The organism is Pseudoalteromonas rubra (assembly GCF_000238295.3).
GTDB lineage: Bacteria > Pseudomonadota > Gammaproteobacteria > Enterobacterales > Alteromonadaceae > Pseudoalteromonas > Pseudoalteromonas rubra.
The window spans coordinates 1,042,448-1,065,376 of record NZ_AHCD03000035.1 but is presented as its reverse complement, the minus strand read 5'-3'; the positions used below and the strand labels follow the sequence as shown (position 1 = coordinate 1,065,376).

Sequence of the window (22,929 nt, the reverse complement as noted above, 5' to 3'; positions counted from 1 at the left end):
TCTCCAGGTTAAGCGGAGGAGTGTAATTTACTCAATCAGACTGGCGTTTTGGCGCGTCTGAGCTGAGCACTGTCGGCTCTGTGGTTTCAGCACTGTCCGGAAAGTCCAGCGTATAGTGCAACCCTCGGCTTTCCTTTCTGGCCAGCGCGCTGCGAATGATCAGTTCAGCCACCTGTACCAGATTACGCAGTTCTAGCAGGTTATTGCTTACCCTGAAGTGAGAGTAATACTCCTGAATTTCCTGTTGCAATAACTCAACCCGGCGAAGTGCCCGCTCTAGTCGCTTGGTTGAGCGTACAATGCCGACATAGTCCCACATAAATAATCTGAGCTCGTGCCAGTTGTGGGTGATCACGACTTCTTCATCTGAATCATTGACCTGGCTTTCATCCCATTCAGGTAACTCAGGCGGAAGCGGCTGAGTGTCTAATTTTGCGAGGATGTCTTTGGCCGCAGCATGCGCAAATACAATACACTCGAGTAGCGAATTACTTGCCATGCGGTTGGCACCGTGAAGCCCGGTATAGGCCACTTCGCCTATGGCGTATAAATTGCTGATGTCGGTCAGACCGTTAAAGTCTGTCATGACGCCACCACAGGTATAATGTGCCGCAGGGACGACCGGGATCGGTTCTTTGGTGATATCCAGGCCGACACTCAGGCATTTCGCATAGATAGTCGGGAAATGTTCTATGATGAAGTCTTTGTCTTTATGAGAAATATCCAGATAGACACAATTGGCACCCAGACGCTTCATCTCGTAGTCGATAGCGCGAGCGACAACATCACGGGGTGCTAACTCTTCCCGATCATCAAAATCTGGCATAAAGCGTGTGCCATCCGGGCGTCTCAGCAAAGCGCCTTCGCCTCGCATGGCTTCAGTGATCAGAAAATTCTGAAGCTCGGGGTGGTACAGGCTGGTTGGGTGAAACTGATTGAATTCCATGTTTGCCACACGACAGCCGGCACGCCACGCCATCGCGATACCATCACCACTGGATACATCCGGGTTAGAAGTATAAAGATACACTTTACTCGCGCCACCTGTTGCCAGGGCAACAAATTTAGCAGTGACCGTTTCGACTCGGTTGGCACGGCGGTTGTAGACGTACAAGCCATGAACGACCTTTTGATCTGAGGTGCTCTGGGAGATCAAGTCGATGGCGTTGTATTGTTCTAGTAGCAGAATATTCGGATGTTCCTGAACACGCTCAATCAAAGTCGATTGCACTGCTTTGCCGGTAGCATCGGCGGCATGCAATATACGGCGGTGACTGTGTCCTCCTTCTCGGGTAAGGTGAAAACGCTCCCGTCCTTTACTGTCAAACTCCATATCAAACGGTACGCCTTGCTCAATTAACCACTTGAGGCATTGCTTGGCATTGCTGGCTGTGTAATGTACCGCTTCTCTGTCACAGAGGCCGGCACCGGCGGCCAACGTGTCATCAACGTGTGATTCTATGCTGTCATTCTTCTTATCAAACACCGCAGCTATGCCACCTTGTGCGTACAGAGTTGAGCCTTCGCGCAGTTCGCCTTTACTGAGCACCGTGACGCGGCATGTGTTTGCAAGCGATAAGGCCAGGCTTAATCCGGCTGCGCCGCTGCCGACGATAATGACATCTGTTTGGTGTTGAACTTGTTCTTTCATGTTAGTGGGTCTTAGCTAATTAAACCTGTTATTCTGCGTGTTTTGATAATTCTGCTATGCTTAGCCCAGTAAGGCTGCTAGCTGACATATCCAACACCGAATACGTTTATGACGTGACAATACGGGGTATTTTAAAAAAAATATCAAAAAAACAGAACTTTTTATTCAGCACTTAGTCAGAGTAGCTGTAAAAGATGGCAACAATGCGCGACAATGTGTGTGAAAAACAAGTAATAACAAAGAGGAGTACCGGCTCGAATGAGCGAGCAGGATTTAGATTTAGAGATAGTTCGGCGTGTTCAGCAAGGAGATAAAAATGCGTTCAATTTGTTGGTTGCCAAATATCAGAACAAAGTTGCAGCATTGATCTCGCGCTACGTATCCAATTCGGGCGACGTGGCCGATGTAGCACAAGAGGCCTTCATTAAGGCATATCGGGCTTTACCCAATTTTCGGGGCGACAGTGCGTTTTACACCTGGCTGTACCGAATAGCGGTTAACTGCTCGAAGAACTATCTGGTGGCACAGGGGCGTAAGCCGCCTGCCAATGATGTTGATGCTGAAGAAGCAGAGTTTTATGACGGTGCAGAGCAATTAAGGTCAAATGCATCTCCGGAGAGCTTATTGCTAAGCGATGAGATCAAAGCGGTAATTTTCAAAACCATTGAATCATTACCTGATGATCTTAAAACTGCGATCACGTTACGCGAGATCGAGGGCATGAGCTATGAAGAAATCGCCGTTGTGATGGATTGTCCGGTAGGCACGGTCAGGTCGAGGATTTTTCGGGCACGTGAGGCCATTGACAATAATATTAACCCACTCATAGGTAATAGTAGATGACGCAATCAAACTTTAATGTCAAAGACGGGCAAGTAACATCCAGTATTTTTGATGCCGAACAGGCACTGGATAACGCCAGTCAGGCACAGTTCGATGCAGACAAGTTTGCCCGTTACGCGCTGATAGGTGATGCAATGCGTAGCCAGCAAAATCAGGCACCTTGCATAGATATCACAGCCAGCATGGCTGATGCGCTAGCTGATGAGGTTACTTATGGCGAACAGGCTCCACAGCAAGAGCCGCAAAAAGTGCGTCAGGAAGACAACGTCGTTGCGTTATCAAATTGGCGTAGGCCTCTGGCACAAGTCGCGATCGCTGCAAGTGTTTCGTTAGTTGCTGTGCTGGGCGTTAGTAATTATACACCTCAGGAACAAGCCAACGGTGATTTTCCTGTGTTACAATCGACCCCAGTTACCGGGTCCGTGTCGCCAGTGAGCCTCTCGTCGGAGCCTGCACTAGAAAGTGCGGAAAAAGGTTTACGAGAGTTACAACAGCAACGTATTGGTGCACTGGTGTTAGAGCATCAGCGCCAGTCCAGAATGGCACATGCGTTGACTCAACAAGCACAGGAAGAGAAAGAGGAACAAAAAAAGTAGATGAAGTGGCTTGCGTTACTACTGGGAGTGGGCCTGAGTGCCCAGGTTGTTGCCAGCGATATCATTAATGCAAAACAGCTGCTCACAGATATGTCTTCTGCTATTCAGGAGCGTAACTTTGATGCATCATTTGTGGTGGTAAAAGGTAAAGGTATGGAACCCTATCGCTGGCTCCATGGTAAAGTGGAAGACAGCGAACTGGAAATTCTTAGCCGACAAAATGGTGCAGGTCTGGAAGTGGTGCGCGTCGACAATAAAGTCACTTACTTTGAACCGCAAACTCAACCTTACTCTATAGAAACGGACGCCATTGCGGGTCCTATTCCTGAAATTTTGTTTGGCGAAATAGGTAGTCTGTCCAACAGCTACGATTTTGTGCTCGGTGGTAAAGAGCGTATCGCCGACCGGGCTGCACAACTCGTTCGTCTGGTTTCTAAAGATGAACACAAATATAACTATTGGTTGTGGATCGATATTCAGTCTGCGTTATTGCTTAAAGCTGCGTATGTGACACAGCAAGGTGAAGTGCTGGAACAATTACAGCTCACTCACATCAGCGTGACGGAGCAACCTGCACCGCCTTTGATAGAGCTGAGCAGCAAAGACTTTCCAATGCCTCTGGCTTCTCTGGCAGAGACAGAAAACACCCAGAAATTGCAAAATAACTGGCGTATTGGCTGGCTGCCTGAAGGCTTTAAACTGCTCAAATCAGATCGCCATAAGCTTGATTTAAATAATGAACTGGCGGATTACTTTTTGTTTTCTGACGGGCTTGTTGAGTTCTCTGTGTTTGTGCAGAGGCCTTTGTCGGGACAAAGAGCCAGTGGTGCGCTCAGCTCTGGCGCAACCACGGTTTATGTTCATAATTCTGGTGCGTTTGATGTGTCCGTGGTTGGCAAAATCCCCACGATGACGGCCAAAGCAATTGCAGAGTCGGTAACGCGACCATTATGATAGAGCAAACACTCACAGTGTCACGTGTCGAGCCTGGGACCGTCTGGCTTGTTGCTGAGGAAAAACCGGCATGTGCGGGTTGCAACGGTAAATGCGGCTCACAGATTTTTAGCAAGCTGTTTGGCAGCCATAAGAAAGCCTTACCCATTGCCTGTGAGGAGCCAGTTCAGGTTGGGCAAAAAATGACCCTGACGCTGGATGACAGCAAAGTAGTCGAAAATGCCTTGTGGGTTTACCTGCTGCCGCTGGCAATGGCGTTTGCAGCCATGTTTATGACACACCTTTTTTTGCAAGCGGCTGAGCCCTGGCAAATACTGGCTGCCGTATTGGGTGGCCTGGTTGGCTTCCAAATCGCAAAACAGCGCACAAAAGCACTGCGTCACGACATCAAAGTGATAAAAATTTATCCAATTAGCCTTCCCCTAACGCAAATAGATGGTGATTGCGCCAAATAAATTGTAAAATCGGCGTTTAATCTCTATTTGTGAAAAACAGAAGTTTAGAATCCAGTATATGAAGCACATCCGTAACTTTTCAATTATTGCCCACATCGATCACGGGAAATCGACCCTTTCGGACCGCTTAATCCAGGTATGCGGCGGCTTAACAGATCGCGAGATGCAGCAGCAGGTGCTGGATTCGATGGACCTTGAGCGAGAGCGTGGGATCACCATTAAAGCGCAGAGCGTAACGTTAAATTATAAGGCCAATGACGGCGAGACGTATCAGCTCAACTTTATCGATACGCCGGGACACGTAGACTTCAGTTACGAAGTATCCCGTTCACTGGCAGCCTGTGAAGGCGCCTTGTTGGTTGTTGATGCCGGTCAGGGTGTTGAAGCTCAGACTCTGGCGAACTGTTATACCGCGATTGAAATGGACCTTGAAGTGCTGCCGGTGTTGAATAAAATCGACTTGCCGCAGGCTGATCCATTGCGTGTTGCTGAAGAGATTGAAGAAATCGTCGGTATTGAAGCGCTTGAAGCGGTACAGTGTAGTGCGAAAACCGGTATCGGTATCGATGAGGTACTGGAAATGATCGTACGTGACGTACCGCCACCCGAGGGTGAGCCAGAGCAGCCTCTGCAGGCATTGATCATCGACTCCTGGTTTGACTCTTACCAGGGCGTTGTGTCATTGGTACGTATTAAGCACGGTGAGTTACGCCGTGGTGACAAGATTAAGATTATGTCGACAGATCAGACGCACATTGCTGATAAAGTCGGTATTTTCACACCAAAACAAACCGAAACGGGTGTCCTGAAAACGGGTGAAGTAGGCTTCGTGATTGCCGGTATTAAAGACATCCATGGTGCTCCGGTGGGGGATACAATTACCCTGACTAAGGAACCTGCTGAGGAGCGTTTACCTGGCTTTAAGCGAGTTAAACCTCAGGTCTATGCAGGTATGTTCCCTATTTCGTCTGATGACTATGAAAACTTCCGTGATGCACTGAATAAGCTGAGCCTGAATGACGCGTCTTTGTTCTTCGAGCCTGAGAACTCAACTGCACTGGGTTTTGGTTTCCGTTGTGGCTTCCTTGGCATGCTTCACATGGAGATTATTCAGGAACGTCTTGAACGTGAATATGACATGGACCTCATCACGACGGCACCTACGGTTGTTTACGAAGTAGAAACAAAAGATGGGGTGATCCAGATTGATAACCCATCAGACTTGCCACCTGTGAACGACATCATCGAAATCCGCGAGCCGATTGTAGAAGCGAATATTCTGGTGCCGCAGGAATACCTGGGTAACGTCATTACTCTGTGTGTTGAAAAGCGTGGCGTACAGACCAAAATGAGCTACCACGGTAAGCAGGTTGCCGTGACCTACGAATTGCCAATGGCTGAAGTGGTCATGGACTTCTTTGATAAGCTTAAGTCGACCAGCCGAGGGTTTGCTTCTCTTGACTACAACTTTAAGCGTTTCCAGACGTCTGACATGGTCCGTGTAGACATTCTGATCAATGGTGATCGGGTTGATGCTCTGGCGATTATTGCACACCGTGAGAACTCTCAAGGTCGTGGACGTCAGTTGGCCGACGCACTGCGTGAGCTGATCCCGCGTCAGATGTTTGATATTGCTATTCAGGCTGCAATCGGCAACCATGTGATTGCACGAACCACTGTGAAACAGTTACGTAAAAACGTCATCGCGAAGTGTTATGGTGGTGACGTCAGTCGTAAGAAGAAACTACTGCAAAAGCAAAAAGAAGGTAAGAAACGCATGAAGCAACTGGGCAATGTTGAAGTGCCACAGGATGCTTTCCTGGCGATTCTTAAAGTAGGTAAGTAACAGGAATTATTATGGCAGGTTATTTTTCAGTATTTTTGGTGTTATTGACGCTCGGTTCGGGCTTGATTTGGTTAATCGATCACTTGTTGTATGCGCCCAAGCGTAAAGAGCGAATCGCATTAGCTCAAGGCGCGTCTGAGCAGCCGCTCGATGAAGAAACAATTGAGCAGATAGCACCAGTGCCTGCCATCACTGAAAGCGCCAAATCAATATTCCCTATGATTGCGGCGATTACAGTGTTTCGCTCGTTTATTTTTGAACCTTTCCAGATCCCGTCAGGCTCTATGATGCCGACGCTGTTAGATGGTGATTTTATCCTGGTGCAAAAGTATGCTTATGGCATCAAAGATCCGGTCTGGCGCAGCCAATTGGTTGAAGTAGATGATCCTCAGCGAGGTGACATCGCGGTGTTTAAGTTCCCGCTGGATGAGCGCATTGATTTTATTAAGCGCATCATTGGTTTGCCGGGCGATCGCATTGTGTACCGTGATCGTCAGTTATACATCAAGCCTCGGTGTAACGATGGTGAACAACAACGAGACGGCCTGGCGTGTGGTGAATTCAACAAGATCAATTTGGACATTGTTAATCGCGACGAGTTTAAACAAGGCGCGATGCAAATGGTTCGTTTGACTGAAAGTTTGCCTAACGTGACGCACGACGTATTAGTGACGCCGCAATTGCCAGAGCTGACAGAACGTTATTATCAGCAACCTGGCACGCGCCGTGATGAGTGGGTAGTCCCTGAGGGAAGCTATTTTGCAATGGGTGATAACCGCAATAACAGTCAGGACAGCCGTATGTGGGGATTTGTACCCAAAGAAAACCTGGTTGGTAAAGCGGTATTTATTTGGATGAGTTTTGATTTTGAAAATGGCCAGGACAGCGTTTTGCCTTCCTGGGTTCCAACAGGAGTTCGGTTTGAACGCCTAGGTAATATTCAGTAGCATGAAAAAAAACGTCACAGAATTATATAAGAAAATCGGTTACGAATTCACAGATCAAAGCCTGCTTGAGCAGGCTATGACACATCGTAGCCATAAGGGTCAGCATAACGAACGTCTGGAATTTTTGGGCGATTCGATTCTAAGCTTTGTTATTGCAAATGCGCTGTATAAGCAGTTTCCTAAAGCGCGAGAAGGCGATCTTAGCCGGATGCGTTCAACGCTTGTACGAGGGCAGACGCTGGCAGAGTTTGGTGTTGAGTTTGGTTTGGGTGATTACCTCAGATTGGGTCCGGGTGAGTTGAAAAGCGGTGGTTATCGTCGTGAGTCAACTCTGGCAGACGCAGTTGAAGCGATTATTGGCGCGGTGTTTTTAGACTCAGACATCGAGACCTGTAAGACGTTGGTATTAAAGTGGTATGACTCGCGTTTGGCGGCAATCTCTCCAGGACATAACCAGAAAGACCCGAAAACTTTGTTGCAGGAATACCTGCAAGCACGCAAGTTACCGCTACCCGGTTATACTGTAATTGACACTAAGGGACAAGCGCACAATCAGACCTTTACGGTTGAATGCATTGTGGAAGGGATGGAAAGTATTATCTCAGTAGGCAGCTCTCGTCGTAAGGCTGAGCAAAAGGCCGCTGAAAAAGCACTAAAGATTTTAAAGAATGACTCCTAATACCCATTGTGGCATGGTCGCGATTGTCGGGCGACCCAACGTTGGTAAATCAACGTTATTAAACAAGCTGGTTGAACAAAAAGTCAGTATCACTTCGCGTAAACCGCAAACTACTCGACATCGCATCATGGGGATCCATACTGAGGATAACTATCAGGCGGTGTATGTTGATACTCCCGGCTTGCATAGCGAAGAAAAGCGTGCCATTAACCGCCTGATGAACCGAGCGGCGTCTAGCTCGATTGGTGACGTTGAGCTCGTAATTTTCGTTGTTGAAGGCACCTTGTGGACCAAAGATGACGAAATGGTGCTGAGCAAAGTTAAAGCCAGCGGCCGACCTGTTTTGGTGGTGATCAATAAAAGTGATCAGGTTAAAGACAAAAGCGAAGCTTTGATGCCACACTTGCAGTGGTTATCTGAGCAAGGTGACTTCGTGGGCATCATCCCGATTTCGGCCAAGCAAAACCGCAATGTCGATATGGTTAAAGCGGAAGTACATAAGCACCTGCCTACATGTGAGTTTTTCTTCCCGGATGATTATGTCACGGATCGCTCAATGCGATTCTTGGCTGCCGAAATTGTGCGTGAGAAACTAATGCGCTTTATGGGTGATGAACTGCCGTATTCGGTCACGGTTGAAATTGAGCAGTTTAAATGGCTTGATAATGGTGTATGGCAGATCAACGCACTTATTCTGGTGGAACGCGAGTCGCAAAAGCGCATGGTGATTGGCAACAAGGGTGAAAAACTCAAAGTCATTGGCCGTGAGGCACGTCGCGACTTGGAAGAAATGCTGGATAACAAAGTATTCCTCGAGTGCTGGGTAAAAGTGAAGTCTGGCTGGGCAGATGATGAGAGGGCACTGCGTAGTCTTGGCTACGGGGAAGACTAATTGAACAATGACTTTCGACAGGCTTATTTGCTGCATCGCCGACCGCATAGCGACTCTCAGGTGATGCTCAATATGCTGGTCGAAGGGGTGGGTCAGCTAATGATGCTGGCCCGTATTAAAGGGCGTCAGGCGCTCAGACATAATGCACATCTACAACCCTTCAGCCTGTTGCTGGTTCGCTACAGCGGCCGACACGATTTAAAATACCTTAACGACATTGAGCTACATACTCAGCCTTTGGCTTTAAAAGGACAGGTATTGTATTGTGGTTTCTACCTCAATGAACTCAGTGCACGGGTTATTCCAGTGAATGAACCGCTGGAGTCGATTTTCTCACTCTACCATCAGCACTTATTACAGCTTCATAGCCTGGTCGACAGTGCCAGTAAGCACCAATTTGAACTGACATTGCGTAGCTTTGAGTTTCAGTTACTGGAGCAACTGGGATTCGGGGTTGAATTTGACTGTGATGCCGATGGCGAGGCAATTAGTGAGACTGCCTACTATCAATATACCCGAGAGCTGGGATTTATCAGAACAGATGACAGACACATCGGCTTTTTGGGCCGGGTGCTTCAACAGATCGCTCAGCATGACTTTACTGATGAGCAGGTCAGGCGTCAGGCGAAGGGCTTAAGCAGATATTTACTCAGGCCGTTACTTGGCCATAAACCGCTGAAAAGCAGAGAGCTATTTCAACCAAGGTAATAACAATGAAAGAAATATTATTGGGCGTAAACGTCGATCATATTGCCACATTGCGCCAGGCGAGGGGCACCAGCTATCCGGATCCGGCTCACGCTGCGGCAGTTGCTGAACATGCCGGTGCAGATGGGATCACCATCCATTTACGTGAAGACCGTCGTCATATCCAGGATAGGGATGTGTACGTGATGGCGAAGACCATTCAGACACGTATGAACCTGGAAATTGCAGTGACAGATGAGATGCTGGATATCGCCTGTGAGGTCAAGCCTGCTTATGTTTGTCTGGTGCCGGAAAAGCGCGAAGAGCTGACCACTGAGGGCGGTCTTGACGTGATAGCCAATAAAGAAAAAGTGGCTCAGGCCGTTGAGCGTCTTGCTGATGCGGGTATCAAGGTATCTTTGTTTATTGATGCTGATCCTAAGCAGATTGATGCTGCGAAAGAGACAGGTGCGCCTTATATTGAAATTCACACCGGCGCTTATGCTGATGCAGAGTCAGACGCTGAGATGCAGGCAGAGCTGGAACGGATCCGCACTGGCGTAAAATATGCGCATAGTCTGGGCATTGTGGTTAACGCAGGGCATGGTTTGCACTATCACAACGTGAAGCCCATTGCTGAAATGCCAGAAATCTATGAGCTCAACATTGGTCATGCGATTATTGCCAGAGCCGCCATTGATGGATTAGAAAAAGCCGTCAGAGATATGAAGCGCTTGATGCTGGATGCACGCAGCTAATACCACGTAGCTAATATGATGCGAAAGGATCTAAAAAGGGGCTGAATTCAGCCCCTTTTTCTTTACTGTGCTGCCAGATAGTCGATCACCACCTGGTGATGCTCTTTGGTCTTAAACTTGTTGAATACGTGTTTAACGTTACCATCTTGCCCGATCAGGAAGCTGATGCGGTGGATTCCGTCGTATTCCTTACCCATAAACTTTTTCAGTCCCCACACGCCGAAGGCATCAGCGATGGCATGATCTTCGTCTGACAATAAGTCAAAGTTCAGCTCTTTTTTGGTCTCGAAATTTTTTAACTTCTTAACCGGATCTGGGCTGATCCCTACTGCGACCGTATTATACTGTGCTAGCTGGGCTTTGTGATCTCTGAGCTGCTCAGCCTGAACGGTACAGCCTGGTGTCAGTGCCTTTGGATAGAAATACACCAGCACCTGGTTTGACTCCAGAAGTGTGCTGAGTGCGATACTGTCACCATCTTGATTTTGTAAAGTAAATTGTGGGGCCTGAGCGCCTGCTTGTAGCGTATTCATAGGATGCTCCTTAACGAATGCGTCGAAAAATATAATCCAGATCTAGTGAGTTTGAGAGATGCTCGAACTGTATTTTAAATGCGTCGGCATCAACCTCAATGGGAATATTGACTTCGATTTCACAGCGCATATGTAATGCGTCACTTTCTTCGTATGTATCAGACTTCAAAGAACAAATGCTGATATTTTGCTCTGCAAAAAAGCGCGTCACCTTGCTTAGCGTGCCGGGGGCGTCTAGCCCTTTATATTCCAGGGTGTAACCGGCACTGAACTCGTTTTGTTGATGGCTGGCGGTGCGCTTCATCATGGTCAGTAAGCCAAGCTCCATCCCTTTTGTCGGCAGGGTATGCTCAACCCGGCTGATTGCCGCCATGTCGCCCGATAACAGCATAATGAATGTAAACTCGTTACCGAGTATCGCGATACGGCTATCGATGATGTTGCAATTACATTCACTGACTAGCATAGTCAGTTCACTGACAATCCCCGAGCGATCTTCGCCGATTGCGGTCAAAACCAGTTGTTGGTTGGTAAATGTGGTCATTTAAGAGCACCCTATACGCTGAGAATATGGTAATGCCTAACGGCAGTTTTTAGATGTATAGCCGTAAATACTAACATAATTTGGTTACTTGGGATACCGGCAGCGTGAGGCTTTACGGTTTAGCTGTGCCAGATAATGGGTCGGACTGGCTCACATCTTGTGTTTACAGGGCGAGGCAAGTAACATAGGGCAAATTTTGCAAGTTGTTTAGGCTCGCCGGACGGATATAAAAAGTTGTTCCGGCAGTGAACCAAATCGGCAATCCCCACTCATATAAAGACGATATTCGTTTACCGTAAATAAATATAACAGGGTTTGCTAAGGAGTTTTATTCGTGCAGTATTGGGTTCCAAAAGCACTGACTTTAAGTGTTTTACTTGGTTTAACGGGATGTAGTGTATTTCCAAATGATGCACATCACAGCAAAAACTACCGCGTTAGTGAAGCCATTAGCGTCCCTGAAGGGCTAGAGCAGCCGTATCAGGATCCGCAGTATAAAATGGCGGTTGCTGTTTATGACAACGACTCGGATGACGAAAATAAGCTATATCGCCCCCCTCAGCAAGTGCTGACGCTGGCACAGGGCAGCTGGGCAGAGAGCAAAGACAGAGTCGCCAGAGTGTATTTTGATAAAAACGATGGTATTGACGACCTGGCAGGTTTTATCTGGCAATCGCTGGATGGCGTTATGGCGAACCATAATACTCAGATTGCTAAGGATACCCGTCAGACAGGCACAATCGAAACTGACTGGTATGCATTGATCAAAAAAGATGAAGGCTGGCTGTGGGAAGACATTGTTGAAGTGTCGCGTCAGCGTTTCGCCTTCACTGTTGAGCAAAAAGAACACCAGCGCACCGCCTCTTTGAGTGCGAAGTTGCTAGATTATCAAAGTGAAGAGCAGCCGCTTACTGACATGCTTAAGCAGCAGTTAGAAGTGCGAGCTCTGAATGAAGTGATTGCAGAATTTGACTACCGCTATCGATTGCTGGCCGTTGAGTTACGCAAACAGCAGGGCTTGTTATCTCTGGAAGGCGGGTTCGATCAGGATGGCAATGCAGCCATGCTGACGCTGGTCGAAAAAAGTGCGGTAATGGATCGTCTGTCGAACTTCCTGGAGCGTGTTAACTTTACGGTGATTCGCCTCGACCGAGAGAATGATTCGGTGAAAGTGCGTTATGAAGCACCTGAGCAAAGCGTCTGGGATTCTATCTGGGGCGAGGAAGCGATGGTCTTGCCACTGGCGGACGGCGATTATGTCGTGCAAGTATCTACAACGGATGACGGTCAAACGGCGTTGACCTGGTTGGATAGCGAGGAGCAAGTGCTGGATGCACCGACTATGGAGCTGTTGTTGCAATCTCTGTTAGAGGTGTTGCGCAGTCGAGGTCTGCAAATATAATATTTTATATAAATCAAAATATTAAAATAAAAACAATGAGTTGAAGTAATATGAAAAAGAGCCTTACGCTCTTTTTCTTTTTAGTGGGTAATCATATGATGTCAGAATCTACGGGTTCAGCGTCGCCAAACTGGCGCACGCTATTTGCGTTTATCGTGCCTTCCCTGGTTGGGGTGTTTTTATTTATGACACCTGTTGCAATAGGCGAAGCCATGACCATTCCTATTGCTGTGATGGCGAAGACTCTGCAAGGCTGGATAGCCCCCTTTGCACAGGCCATGATAGTAGCCATAGTGTGTATCACTGGGGTGATGAGTGCTTTTGTTGCTCTGGTAAAGCCCAGGCAATTGCTAAAAAATCACTTGTTCCGGCACTTATTTGCTGTCAGTCCAATTTGGTTAGTGACCCGACTGGCAGGTATGCTGTTTATTCTAATGACCTATTTCAAAGTGGGTCCTGAAGCTATTTACTCGTCAGGGACCGGTGCATTGGTGCTGCATGAGCTTTTGCCTGTGTTGTTCTCTGTGTTTGTGTTAGCGGGTCTTTTGCTGCCTTTGTTACTTAACTTTGGTTTGCTGGAACTGGTTGGTACGTTACTGACGAAGGTGATGCGGCCTTTGTTTGGGGTACCCGGACGCAGTGCGGTGAATTGTGTGGCTTCCTGGCTTGGTGATGGCAGCGTGGGTATTTTGATGACCTCTCGTCAGTATGAAGATAAGCACTACACGCAAAGAGAGGCAGCCATCATTGGCACGACGTTCTCTGCGGTATCCATTACCTTCTGTCTGGTAGTTATAGGTCAGGTTAAACTGGAGCATTTATTTGCCCCCTTTTATCTGACTGTATGTGCCGCAGGTATTACCGCCGCGATTATTGTTCCCCGCTTACCACCATTGCGATGGAAAAAAGATTGTTATGTTGACGGCAGTGATGCAAACCCGGGTGCAGAGCTGGTACCTGAGGGTAAAACCTTGTTTGGTCATGCGCTGGACGTGGCACTGGCAAAAGCAGAAAAAGCGCCTGGGGTAAAAGGGACGCTAAAAGAAGGCGTGCATAATGCGCTGGATATGGTGTTTGCTGTTTTGCCTGTGGTGATGGCGGTCGGTACGTTCGCTTTGATCATCGCAGAGCACACACCTGTTTTTCAGATCCTGGGTAAACCGTTTATCCCTTACCTTGAGTTGCTTCAGGTACCAGAAGCTGCCAAAGCCGCCGAAACCATTGTCGTTGGTTTTGCAGACATGTTCATTCCTTCTATTTTGGCGGCCTCAAACATCGAAAGCGACGTGACACGTTTTATTGTTGCGGCATTGAGTGTCACTCAGTTGATCTATATGTCGGAAGTCGGCGCTCTGCTACTGGGCAGTAAGATCCCGGTTAACCTGTTTGAGTTGTTCTGTATTTTTATTTTGCGTACGCTGGTGACATTACCGGTGATTGCGCTGATGGCGCACTGGCTGGTCGGTTAAGCCAACAGAAGTAGGGCTGGCGCAGTGTGGCCCTACTTATCTTCCTTTTCCTCGGGTTTGGTTTCTGGCTCTGGTTTGGTTTGCTTATCTAGTTTGCCTTTTACATCAAAGCGGGTCATATATTTCAATAACATAATATTACTGATAATGAACCCCAGGACCATGACAATGATCAGTATCACGTGCCAGGTTGGTAAGGTGTTTTCCATCTTGACTTGCTCCCTATCGCAGGGCCTTCATTGGACGTTCACTTCCATTGTATATCTTAAGCGTTCAATACCTCAAGCATAGACCTGAGTTACTTACAGAACAGCCTTGTTACTCACCGCGTCAGGCATCAAAGAGCGGGATCTTTTTCCGTAATAACAAAGTGGTATAGCGCTCTTTCTGTGCTCAGGAAAGGCGGTTTAGGCAAGCTTTGAGAAATATAAGGAACGTGATAATTGTTTGACTGTCCATATATTAGGTAAGGTGGTGAGATTATTGAGATCAGCAGCAGCTTTTTTAAGATGCAATTGGTATCATTCCGCTAACAGCGTTGCGACAATATTGATGGCAATAAGCGTGTGATATGACTAATAAGGTGGTTAATTCTTTAATGGAGCATGTTTTAATTTGGCCGGCTCAGTTTCCTTTGCTACTCAAAGGCCTGGTTGAAAATAATGGGGCATTTATTCTGGATGCACTGGAAGCCTGGCCTGAGTGTGAAACACTGACAGACCAACAAGGTGTACGCTCATCGGTTTTACCTCCGTTGATGTATATTTTGTGGCTTAAACCATTGGAGCCATTCGAGTCTTGTCATTATCAGCATATTGATGACTACGATGAGGCGCACCAGACTTATTGTGATGACTTACTGGCGCATATTGCCGATGCAGGCGTTAGCAAGGATGAGTTGATTGCCAAATTGCTGGGCGTGTTTGCTCAATATGCTGATATTAAGGCGCAGCTTGCGTATCATACTGAGGTCTCACCTGCGACATTGCTGCTGAATAAAACTTACACCCGCGCTCTGTTGCTACTTCTGCATCATGGTTTAATGCTTACAGCACAAGAAGCCTGCGAGCTATGGCGTATTGCTGACGAAGAAATGCGACAGCAACTGAGTGATATGCTTAACTCGGTGTTGCAAGACACCGTAGCGACCTTACAGTTAGCTGTGGAGTGCCTGCAAAGCGATGAAGCCTATGTTGGACTGCTACAACATCTGTGTGATGGTGACGAAGTTGAACGTTTGCTGGATCAGGCACTACTGGCTCATGTGATGTCTAAGCAAGCTAAGCAATCTATTGCTCTTAAGCTCATAGAGAAAGGAGCCAGTGGACAAAGCAAAGATCAATCCGGTAAATCGGCCATGATGTGGCTGGTAGAGCAGGGCTTTGTAAGCGCTGCCGAGGCGCTTAAAGAGCAGTATTGTCCCCAATCCCTCGATGATCTTGGCCGTAATCTGATGCACTATGCAGTGCTCTCTAATTCAACGGTCATACTTGAATTGGTGGAGTCTATGGGGGTTGACCCGAGACTGGCAGATGTCACTGGAATGACGCCATATCGTTTGGCAAATCAAGCACAAGCGGTCGCTGCAAAAAAGTTTCTCGAAGCGCGCGGTATCATTGAGCTATCCTTTGCTGCCAAATACGAGAAAGTCGCACGGGTTTACAGTTTGTACGCGTTGGTGGCAATCCTGATGCCGGTGCAGTTGAATTTCTTTTTTAATGAGTCACACAGTAACAAGCTGTCCGCAACCATTATGATCTCTAGTCTGACACTGTTGTTTTTCGCGCTTGCACGGTGGCAAAAGCGCAGTCCGCTTTACCCTCAGGATGCGTCACCCTGGAGCCTGATAGGTGTGAATGTGTTGGCCTGGCTGAGTATGTCACTGCAATTTTTATTCAGTGTTGTCGTTTTGATTGCGGTGATGGGCAGCTAAAAGCAGAGCACAAGCTCTGCTTTTAATGGGGAGAAAGTGGCGAGAGAATCAAATCACTCTGTGAGCGGCGTATTGAAATCCGCTGGTTTATCAAAATCCCCTGAAATATCATTCAATGCATCACCATTGAAATAAACCACCAGCTCTTTGCGTTGCTCTGAGTCTCGACCCAGATTGAACACATAAGAGTAATGCCAGATTTCGCTGTTAAACGCGTCTTTAGCTACCGGCGTGCCCAATACATATAAAACTTGCTCTTTTGTCATAGCAATTCTGAGCTTATCGACATCGGATTGCTCCAGGAAGTTACCCTGAGGCACGTTTATCCGGTATACCCAGCTGGAACAGGCAGACAGCAATGTCGTCGCAAGAATAATACTAAGCCAAACAAAAAGGCGCTTTTTTAACTGCATGTATGTGTATCCTTATTTTTGGTTGTATGAATGATACAGAATGGATAAAGAAGGTAAAGTAGAATTATTGGTAAGTTTCGACTGTTCACCGTTAAAATAGTTCCATTAATTGTATTGAGTTGTCAAAGCAATGAGTAAACCCCAGCAGCCCTGGTATTTGTACATAATTGAAAATCGATTTGGCCACTGGTATACCGGGATCACCAACGATGTCTCTCGGCGTTTTTCCGAGCATGTTGCTGGCAAAGGTGCCAAAAATTTGCGTGGCAAAGGTCCGTTAAAGCTGGTTTATAGTCTGGCGGTTGAAGACAAGCGCACAGCAGCCCGGCTTGAGTGGCGGTTTAAACGCTTGTCTAAGTCACGCAAAGTTGCACTCGTTCAGGGGGCGGCTGACACAGATAATGCAGATATAAAAGCACTGATATGTTCCGACACCTGATTCAGCTTGGGCAGGTCTACCTTGTCAAATTGGTCTTTTGGGGTGTGGTGATTGGGGTCAATGCCCACGCCAAAATAAGCGAAAGGTATTCCGACTTTATGAAAGGCATAGTGGTCACTGGCACGGAGCCAGTCTACCCGGGGCGTGTCTAAACGACGTGCCAGACTGGTCGCAGACGTATAGACCAAAGCACGGATCTGACTGTCGAATGCTGGCTCAATAGCATAGGTAAACTCACTTGCTTGTTTTGAGGCAAGCACATACAAACGATTCTTTGGGCTTACAGCAAGCATATCCAGATTAATATTCAGGGCAACCTGGCTGGGAGTCAGCGTGGCTGCGAAAAAATGTGCGCCGTAGAGGCCTTTTTCTTCGGCATCGGTGGCAACAAATGTGATTTCCCGATGCCTAAGCCGTGAGGCCAGGCGCTGCGCTATGTCCAGCATCACCACCACACCAGAGGCATTGTCATTGGCGCCGGGGTAATAACGCGAGCCCCTGCTGCCTAAATGATCGTAATGGGCACTGATCACCAGTGCTTTGTGACATACCGGCACGTTACAGGGCAAGGTGGCAACAACATTGTGACCGTGCCCGAGTTTACCGAACCCCTGACGAAAGCGAAAAGACTGATAATAGGCATCTAATCCCGCTTCTGAGAAGCGTGTGTGAATATAGCGGGCACTTTCATTGATGGCGATGCTGCCCGAACCCCGACCCGCGTGTTCCGGGCTGGTCAGTACTTTTAGATCTGTTTCCAGCTGAGTATTCGCGTGCGCGACAGCAGCAATACAACATAGCCATAGAATACTAATTTTTAGCCGTAGCACTGAGCCACTCCAGCTTATTCCGATAGCGTTTCTTGTCATGGTTGAAACTGGCATGGTTCAATGCCCGGTTTAGAAATGTTTTGCTCAGCTCTAACTCACCCTGTACATAGTAGACTTTGGCCAGACCAAAGTAACCTTCGTGGATAGACGCAGACAATTTGTTTGCGGCGCGATAGTGCTTCAGTGCCTTATCGTAGTTTTCAGCAGCAAAGGCTTCGTCACCGAGTGCGATAAGATAATAGGGGTTATCTTTTCGCAGGGCATGCAGTTGTGTTCTGATCTCCTGTGCCTCGTGTGGTCTGTCAGTCAATTCATATAACAGTGCTAAATTACCCATCGCAGTTTTGTTTTCGTCATTGATAAGCAGTGCCTGTTGATACAGAGATTCGGCTTGTGCGTTATGGTCGTTAATACGATAGAGTACGGCCAGGTTCCCCCAGGCTGCTGAGTAGAGTGGATCAATATCTATGGCAGCACGAAAGTAGCTGTATGCCTGATCCATCTCTTGATTGATCATGTGCATGGCGCCTCTGTTGCTGTAAAACATAGCGGTGATGCGTTCTTTACTAATTTTAGATGTGGCGAATTTTTGTTGTCGGCTGTTGGGGTCAAAGTCAATCACAACACGCGCCGGGCGCGTGTATAACACCTCGCGATTATCGCCATTTTTTCGGGCCCCGGAATTGGTCTGGGTTACCACCAAATTAACGTGTCCTGTTAGCAGGCTGTAGCCTTTAGTTTGCGCCCAGTACTCAGGAATATGCACGCGTTGAAACTGACCCTTAAAGCCCAGATAGTCCGACAAGCTATAAGCCAGGATCGACAGCGACAGGCAATTGGCATTGAGGTTGTAAAAGGCATCTGAGGCACTGAGGTTGGCACCGCGCATATATGCGAGGCTTGAGTCACCATTTTCAACTAAAAATTGCAGTAACTGCTCGGCCACTTTGATATTGGAACCATTGTTGCGTTCCAGATACCGGTCTAACGTAGCCCGAATATTGGCGTCTAATGCAAAGATGCTGCTTTGTGTCTCTACTTCATGTTGTCTGAAGGGGGCATTATCGAGCAATACCATGTTGATTTCTGGCTGGACCTTGGTTGTTTCACAGCCGCTGAGTAACAAAGTAGAGGCGGCCAACAAAGGGCAGAGATAGCGTCGGGCAAAACGAGTATACGACAACATAGAGACGTTCCTAAATTCTACAGCTTACTTTCAGTGTAGCTATTTTGGCCATTTAAGAAAGCAAAAATTGTTACAATCCGTTGCAATAAACACGCGTTTTATCGGGGAAATACGCCTTTGGGAAAGGTCAGGAATGAAATGACAAAGCTGGATTTTTTGGTAAAAGTAAGCGGCCACATACAGGTGACCGCCTGGTAATAAATGCTAGAAGCTGGCAACCAGTTTATCGAGTGCTTTGGCCGAATTAGCCAACTGCTGGATCGCCTGCTCAGTGTCAAGTTGCTCACTCATAACAGCGTCACTGATCACACTGATCTGCTCAATACTGCGACCTACATCTGCGACTACGTTACTCTGTTGCTCGGTGGCTGTCGCGATTAAAGTGGTCATATCGTTTATCTGATCGGCAGTTTCACTAATGGTGTTCATCAATTCTACTGACGTTTGCATGTTGCTGACGCTTTGCTGCGCCTGATCAGAGGATTGTGCGATTTGTGTCACAATTGAATCCGATGCAGCGGTAAGTTCCTGGATTGTTGCCTGAATCTCGTCTGTTGACTGAGAAGTTCTGCTCGCCAGTGCCCTGACTTCATCTGCAACAACGGCAAAACCGCGACCGTGTTCGCCAGCACGTGCAGACTCTATCGCTGCATTGAGTGCGAGCAGGTTGGTTTGTTCCGAAATCCCTCTGATCACATCTAAGATGCTGGCAATGGATTGCGTTTTGCTTGCCAACGTTGCGACCTGATCTGCCATTTGTTGTATATCCAGTGCTAACTGATGCAAGGTAGACTGACTTTGTTGCACACAGCTGTGACTGTGTTTGGTGTGCTCGCGGCTCTCATCGGTGAGTTTGGCGGTATTGTTGGCACTGCCTGCTATTTCCTGCACTGTTGCGGCCATCTGGTTTATCGCCGCTGCAACGGAGAGTGTCTGAGACTTTTGCTCATCCAATGACGACGAGTTTTTCTTTGCCTGGGTAAAAACATGCTCACTGGCAATGCGTATATCGCCGCTTTCTTTAGCCACATTACAAATCGCGGCCTCTATCTTTTCAATGAACTGATTAAAGCCCTGGCCCAGAGCTTGTAGCTCAGGCTGCTCTGCATTAGGCACTCGGTAATTGAGCTTGGCATCACCGCTACCAAGCTGACGGAACACGTCAGCCATTTTCAATAATGGCGCACTGAGGCTGCGAGCCATCAACATACTGGCAATACAGACGACAACCACGACGACCAGCGCCCAGATTACAATTTGCCATTGCAAAGAGGAGACTTGTGCAAAGACTTCGGATTTAGGCACTTGTGCAATAACAAGCAGATCGGTACCTGCTATCGGGCTGGCAGCAACCAAAGATGGCGTGCCATTGGCCTCCAGGTCGAGCACAACAAAGTCGTGACTATTGCGCAATTGGCCAGCTGCTTGTGCACCATATAAGTCAAGTAATTTGGTTTTGGCTACTTTACTCGCATCAGGGTGAAGCTGGACTACGCCCTGAGACTGTTCGACCACAAAGACAAAGCCACTTTGCTCAATGGTCATGTTAGCCAGCATGGTTTGCATGGCATCGATACTTTTTGCAAGACCTGCCAGACCAATACCATTGGTTTGCTGATGATTGACGAACATTTTCACATCACCAGGTGCTTCCTGGTAAATACTGATGGAGTACTCCTCAGCACTTTGCGTGAAGTGGAAAAACCAACCGTCTTGCTGCTGGTTCAGTACACGCAAGAAGCCGTTCTGATTCCAGTACTGATGCGTTTCTCTGTTTGCCCAGGAGGCGGTAACCAGCGCGTATTGATTTTGCACACGTGTCAATTCAGTGAGCAAAACTTGCTCATCTAACTGACCTTTGTTGACCGCATCGAGTAAAAATTGGTTGCTTGAAAGTTGTTTTGCCGCACTCTTAAGCTGGTCAATTTGTTGGCTAATCGACTTGTTGATGCTCTCAACCTTGCTGGGTAATTCAGAGCCCAGCATGCGTGTCTCGATCATAGACTTAGCCTGATAGGTTGAAATAAATCCGATCAGACAAGCGACAACAACCGCGATTAGACTGCCCAGCAGAGTAATACGTTGTGTAATTGTTAAACCAGTGTTATGCATTAAAGTTACTACTTCTATATCCCGTGGATGATAATTTTAGCATGGTCAATAATTAACACCTATAGGTATAAAGTCGTTGTCATAATACTGTCATGTTTTATAAAGTAAAAAAGCCCGCTGCATAGCAGGCGGGCCTTGGTTTCTAACAAGCGAACTAAAATGGCAAAAGGGCAGAGTACAAAACACTAAAAATCTATTGTACTCTTATTTTTCAAAAGGTTAGATGATCTTCTTCATGGCAGACATGTAGCCGCGCAGGGTATTACCAACCACTTCAACCGGGTGATTGCGGATGGCCGCGTTGACCTGGATCAGCGCCTGGTTATCCACTTCGTTGCTGTCTTGTGGCAACCCTTTACCAATGACATCTGTACCGATTTTCTCCATAAATGGTTTAAGTAACGGTAAGCAGGCATGGTTGTATAAATAACAGCCGTATTCCGCCGTGTCTGAAATTGTACGGTTCATTTCGAACAGCTTTTTACGGGCAATGGTGTTGGCGATTAACGGCGTTTCATGCAAAGACTCATAATAGGCCGACTCTTCGATAATACCCGCAGCGGTCATCGTTTCAAACGCAAGCTCTACACCAGCCTTAACCATAGCGACCATCAAAATGCCCTTGTCAAAAAAGGCTTGTTCGGTAATTTCTTGTTCACAGTTCGGCTGTTTCTCAAACGCGGTTTCTGCGGTTTCGGCGCGCCAGCTAAGCAACTTGGCATCGTCTTCATGCCAGTCAGCCATCATACCCTGAGAAAACTCACCACTGATGATGTCGTCCATATGCTTATTGTAAAGAGGTCGCATGAGTGTTTTAAGCTCTTCGCTTAATTCAAACGCCCTGATTTTGGCTGGGTTGGACAGGCGGTCCATCATATTGGTGATACCACCATGTTTCAGTGCTTCGGTGATCACTTCCCAACCGTACTGGATAAGTTTTGAGGCATAACCGGCGTCGACCCCTTGTTCGACCATTTTATCAAAACATAACAAGGACCCGGTTTGTAACATACCGCACAAGATGGTCTGCTCACCCATCAAATCAGACTTCACTTCGGCAATGAAGGATGAGTGAAGCACGCCGGCTTTGTGTCCACCAGTCCCTGCTGCATAGGCTTTAGCCTGAGCCAGGCCATGACCTTGAGGGTCATTTTCCGGGTGTACTGCAATTAAGGTCGGTACGCCAAAGCCACGCTTGTATTCTTCCCGAACCTCGGTGCCAGGACACTTAGGAGCCACCATGATAACGGTAATGTCCTCACGCACCTGCATACCTTCTTCAACGATATTGAAGCCGTGGGAGTAGGCGAGGGTAGATCCGTGTTTCATCAGCGGCATTACCGCTTCAACAACCGCACTGTGTTGCTTGTCTGGCGTTAAGTTAAGAACCAGATCAGCTTGTGGGATTAAGGTTTCATAGGTCCCCACTTCAAAGCCATTTTCGCTGGCATTTTTATAAGACTGACGCTTTTCATCAATGGCAGATTGACGCAGCGCATAGCTGACATCTAACCCTGAATCGCGCAAGTTCAGACCCTGGTTCAGGCCCTGAGCGCCACATCCAATGATAACCAGCTTTTTACCAAGTAGTACGTTAACACCGTCCTCAAACTCTTTGGGGTCCATGAAATGGCACTGCGCCAGTTGGGCCAGTTGCTCACGTAGTGGCAGTGAATTGAAATAGTTCGCCATGATTTGTCCTGTCTGAATGTTCTAACATTATGAGTTAGGTTCTAGACTAGTAATAAGTTTAAGTTGCG

23 protein-coding genes are annotated in these 22,929 nt (G+C 47.5%); 14 read left to right on the top strand and 9 right to left on the bottom strand.

Annotation, left to right across the window (positions count from 1 at the left end):
* Window positions 1-31 precede the first annotated feature (31 nt).
* Window positions 32-1,651, bottom strand: a complete 1,620-nt coding sequence (gene nadB, locus PRUB_RS15985) for an L-aspartate oxidase (protein WP_010382317.1) — start codon at window positions 1,649-1,651, stop codon at window positions 32-34.
* Between the two features lie 258 nt (window positions 1,652-1,909).
* On the opposite strand from nadB, the gene rpoE reads away from it, so the two are divergent.
* Genes rpoE through pdxJ form a run of 10 tightly spaced genes read left to right on the top strand, consistent with a single transcriptional unit; the run spans window position 1,910 to window position 10,308 of the window.
* Window positions 1,910-2,494: an RNA polymerase sigma factor RpoE gene (gene rpoE, locus PRUB_RS15980; protein ID WP_010382316.1), complete on the top strand. Its 585-nt coding sequence runs from the start codon at window positions 1,910-1,912 to the stop codon at window positions 2,492-2,494.
* Window positions 2,491-3,090, top strand: coding sequence for a sigma-E factor negative regulatory protein (locus PRUB_RS15975; protein ID WP_010382314.1), 600 nt, complete (start codon window positions 2,491-2,493; stop codon window positions 3,088-3,090). The genes rpoE and PRUB_RS15975 overlap by 4 nt, the downstream gene beginning before the upstream one ends.
* Window positions 3,091-4,044, top strand: coding sequence for a MucB/RseB C-terminal domain-containing protein (locus PRUB_RS15970; RefSeq protein ID WP_010382311.1), 954 nt, complete (start codon window positions 3,091-3,093; stop codon window positions 4,042-4,044). It begins immediately after the preceding gene.
* A complete protein-coding gene (locus PRUB_RS15965) occupies window positions 4,041-4,499 on the top strand; it encodes a SoxR reducing system RseC family protein (protein WP_010382310.1) in 459 nt (152 codons plus the stop codon). Before PRUB_RS15970 ends, PRUB_RS15965 begins: the two co-directional genes overlap by 4 nt.
* A gap of 58 nt (window positions 4,500-4,557) precedes the next feature.
* Window positions 4,558-6,345, top strand: coding sequence for a translation elongation factor 4 (gene lepA, locus PRUB_RS15960; protein ID WP_010382307.1), 1,788 nt, complete (start codon window positions 4,558-4,560; stop codon window positions 6,343-6,345).
* A gap of 11 nt (window positions 6,346-6,356) precedes the next feature.
* On the top strand, window positions 6,357-7,292 hold the full coding sequence (gene lepB / locus PRUB_RS15955; protein ID WP_010382306.1) for a signal peptidase I: 936 nt from the start codon (window positions 6,357-6,359) through the stop codon (window positions 7,290-7,292).
* Window position 7,293: 1 nt separating this feature from the next.
* A complete protein-coding gene (gene rnc, locus PRUB_RS15950; protein ID WP_010382304.1) occupies window positions 7,294-7,971 on the top strand; it encodes a ribonuclease III in 678 nt (225 codons plus the stop codon).
* Complete coding sequence (gene era, locus PRUB_RS15945; protein ID WP_010382303.1) at window positions 7,961-8,863, top strand: GTPase Era; 903 nt, start codon at window positions 7,961-7,963, stop codon at window positions 8,861-8,863. The genes rnc and era overlap by 11 nt, the downstream gene beginning before the upstream one ends.
* Window positions 8,864-9,571: a DNA repair protein RecO gene (gene recO / locus PRUB_RS15940; protein WP_010382301.1), complete on the top strand. Its 708-nt coding sequence runs from the start codon at window positions 8,864-8,866 to the stop codon at window positions 9,569-9,571.
* A gap of 5 nt (window positions 9,572-9,576) precedes the next feature.
* A complete protein-coding gene (gene pdxJ, locus PRUB_RS15935) occupies window positions 9,577-10,308 on the top strand; it encodes a pyridoxine 5'-phosphate synthase (RefSeq protein ID WP_010382299.1) in 732 nt (243 codons plus the stop codon).
* A gap of 62 nt (window positions 10,309-10,370) precedes the next feature.
* Here the strand turns inward: pdxJ and bcp are convergent, their stop codons facing one another.
* Both bcp and PRUB_RS15925 read right to left on the bottom strand, forming a co-directional pair.
* Complete coding sequence (bcp, locus tag PRUB_RS15930; RefSeq protein ID WP_010382297.1) at window positions 10,371-10,841, bottom strand: thioredoxin-dependent thiol peroxidase; 471 nt, start codon at window positions 10,839-10,841, stop codon at window positions 10,371-10,373.
* A 10-nt stretch (window positions 10,842-10,851) separates the two neighbouring features.
* Complete coding sequence (locus PRUB_RS15925) at window positions 10,852-11,385, bottom strand: glycine cleavage system transcriptional repressor (protein WP_010382295.1); 534 nt, start codon at window positions 11,383-11,385, stop codon at window positions 10,852-10,854.
* Between the two features lie 334 nt (window positions 11,386-11,719).
* On the opposite strand from PRUB_RS15925, the gene bamC reads away from it, so the two are divergent.
* Together bamC and PRUB_RS15915 are read left to right on the top strand one after the other, a co-directional pair.
* Window positions 11,720-12,787 carry an outer membrane protein assembly factor BamC gene (bamC, locus tag PRUB_RS15920; RefSeq protein WP_010382294.1) on the top strand — a complete coding sequence of 356 codons (1,068 nt, stop codon included), beginning with the start codon at window positions 11,720-11,722 and terminating at the stop codon, window positions 12,785-12,787.
* 98 nt (window positions 12,788-12,885) lie between these two features.
* On the top strand, window positions 12,886-14,256 hold the full coding sequence (locus PRUB_RS15915) for a YjiH family protein (RefSeq protein WP_010382292.1): 1,371 nt from the start codon (window positions 12,886-12,888) through the stop codon (window positions 14,254-14,256).
* Between the two features lie 32 nt (window positions 14,257-14,288).
* On the opposite strand, the gene PRUB_RS15910 is transcribed toward PRUB_RS15915, so the two are convergent.
* Complete coding sequence (locus tag PRUB_RS15910; protein WP_010382290.1) at window positions 14,289-14,465, bottom strand: DUF2897 family protein; 177 nt, start codon at window positions 14,463-14,465, stop codon at window positions 14,289-14,291.
* 362 nt (window positions 14,466-14,827) lie between these two features.
* On the opposite strand from PRUB_RS15910, the gene PRUB_RS15905 reads away from it, so the two are divergent.
* A complete protein-coding gene (locus PRUB_RS15905; RefSeq protein WP_155946174.1) occupies window positions 14,828-16,189 on the top strand; it encodes an ankyrin repeat domain-containing protein in 1,362 nt (453 codons plus the stop codon).
* Window positions 16,190-16,242: 53 nt separating this feature from the next.
* Here the strand turns inward: PRUB_RS15905 and PRUB_RS15900 are convergent, their stop codons facing one another.
* The gene (locus PRUB_RS15900; protein WP_010382285.1) at window positions 16,243-16,602 is read right to left on the bottom strand and encodes an outer membrane protein assembly factor BamE; all 360 of its coding nucleotides are present in this window, start codon (window positions 16,600-16,602) and stop codon (window positions 16,243-16,245) included.
* Between the two features lie 130 nt (window positions 16,603-16,732).
* Between PRUB_RS15900 and PRUB_RS15895 the strand changes: the two genes are divergently transcribed.
* Window positions 16,733-17,041, top strand: coding sequence for a GIY-YIG nuclease family protein (locus PRUB_RS15895; protein ID WP_010382281.1), 309 nt, complete (start codon window positions 16,733-16,735; stop codon window positions 17,039-17,041).
* Here PRUB_RS15895 and PRUB_RS15890 read toward each other — a convergent pair.
* From PRUB_RS15890 to ilvC, 4 genes are all read right to left on the bottom strand, one after another.
* Window positions 16,981-17,871 (bottom strand): M20/M25/M40 family metallo-hydrolase, encoded by an 891-nt coding sequence (locus PRUB_RS15890; protein WP_010382279.1) that lies wholly within the window; start codon window positions 17,869-17,871, stop codon window positions 16,981-16,983. The two genes, PRUB_RS15895 and PRUB_RS15890, sit on opposite strands and share 61 nt — an antisense overlap.
* Window positions 17,852-19,057: a tetratricopeptide repeat protein gene (locus PRUB_RS15885; RefSeq protein ID WP_010382277.1), complete on the bottom strand. Its 1,206-nt coding sequence runs from the start codon at window positions 19,055-19,057 to the stop codon at window positions 17,852-17,854. The genes PRUB_RS15890 and PRUB_RS15885 overlap by 20 nt, the downstream gene beginning before the upstream one ends.
* Window positions 19,058-19,261: 204 nt before the next feature.
* A complete protein-coding gene (locus PRUB_RS15880) occupies window positions 19,262-21,169 on the bottom strand; it encodes a methyl-accepting chemotaxis protein (RefSeq protein WP_010382275.1) in 1,908 nt (635 codons plus the stop codon).
* Between the two features lie 219 nt (window positions 21,170-21,388).
* The gene (ilvC, locus tag PRUB_RS15875; RefSeq protein WP_010382273.1) at window positions 21,389-22,861 is read right to left on the bottom strand and encodes a ketol-acid reductoisomerase; all 1,473 of its coding nucleotides are present in this window, start codon (window positions 22,859-22,861) and stop codon (window positions 21,389-21,391) included.
* Window positions 22,862-22,929 lie beyond the last annotated feature (68 nt).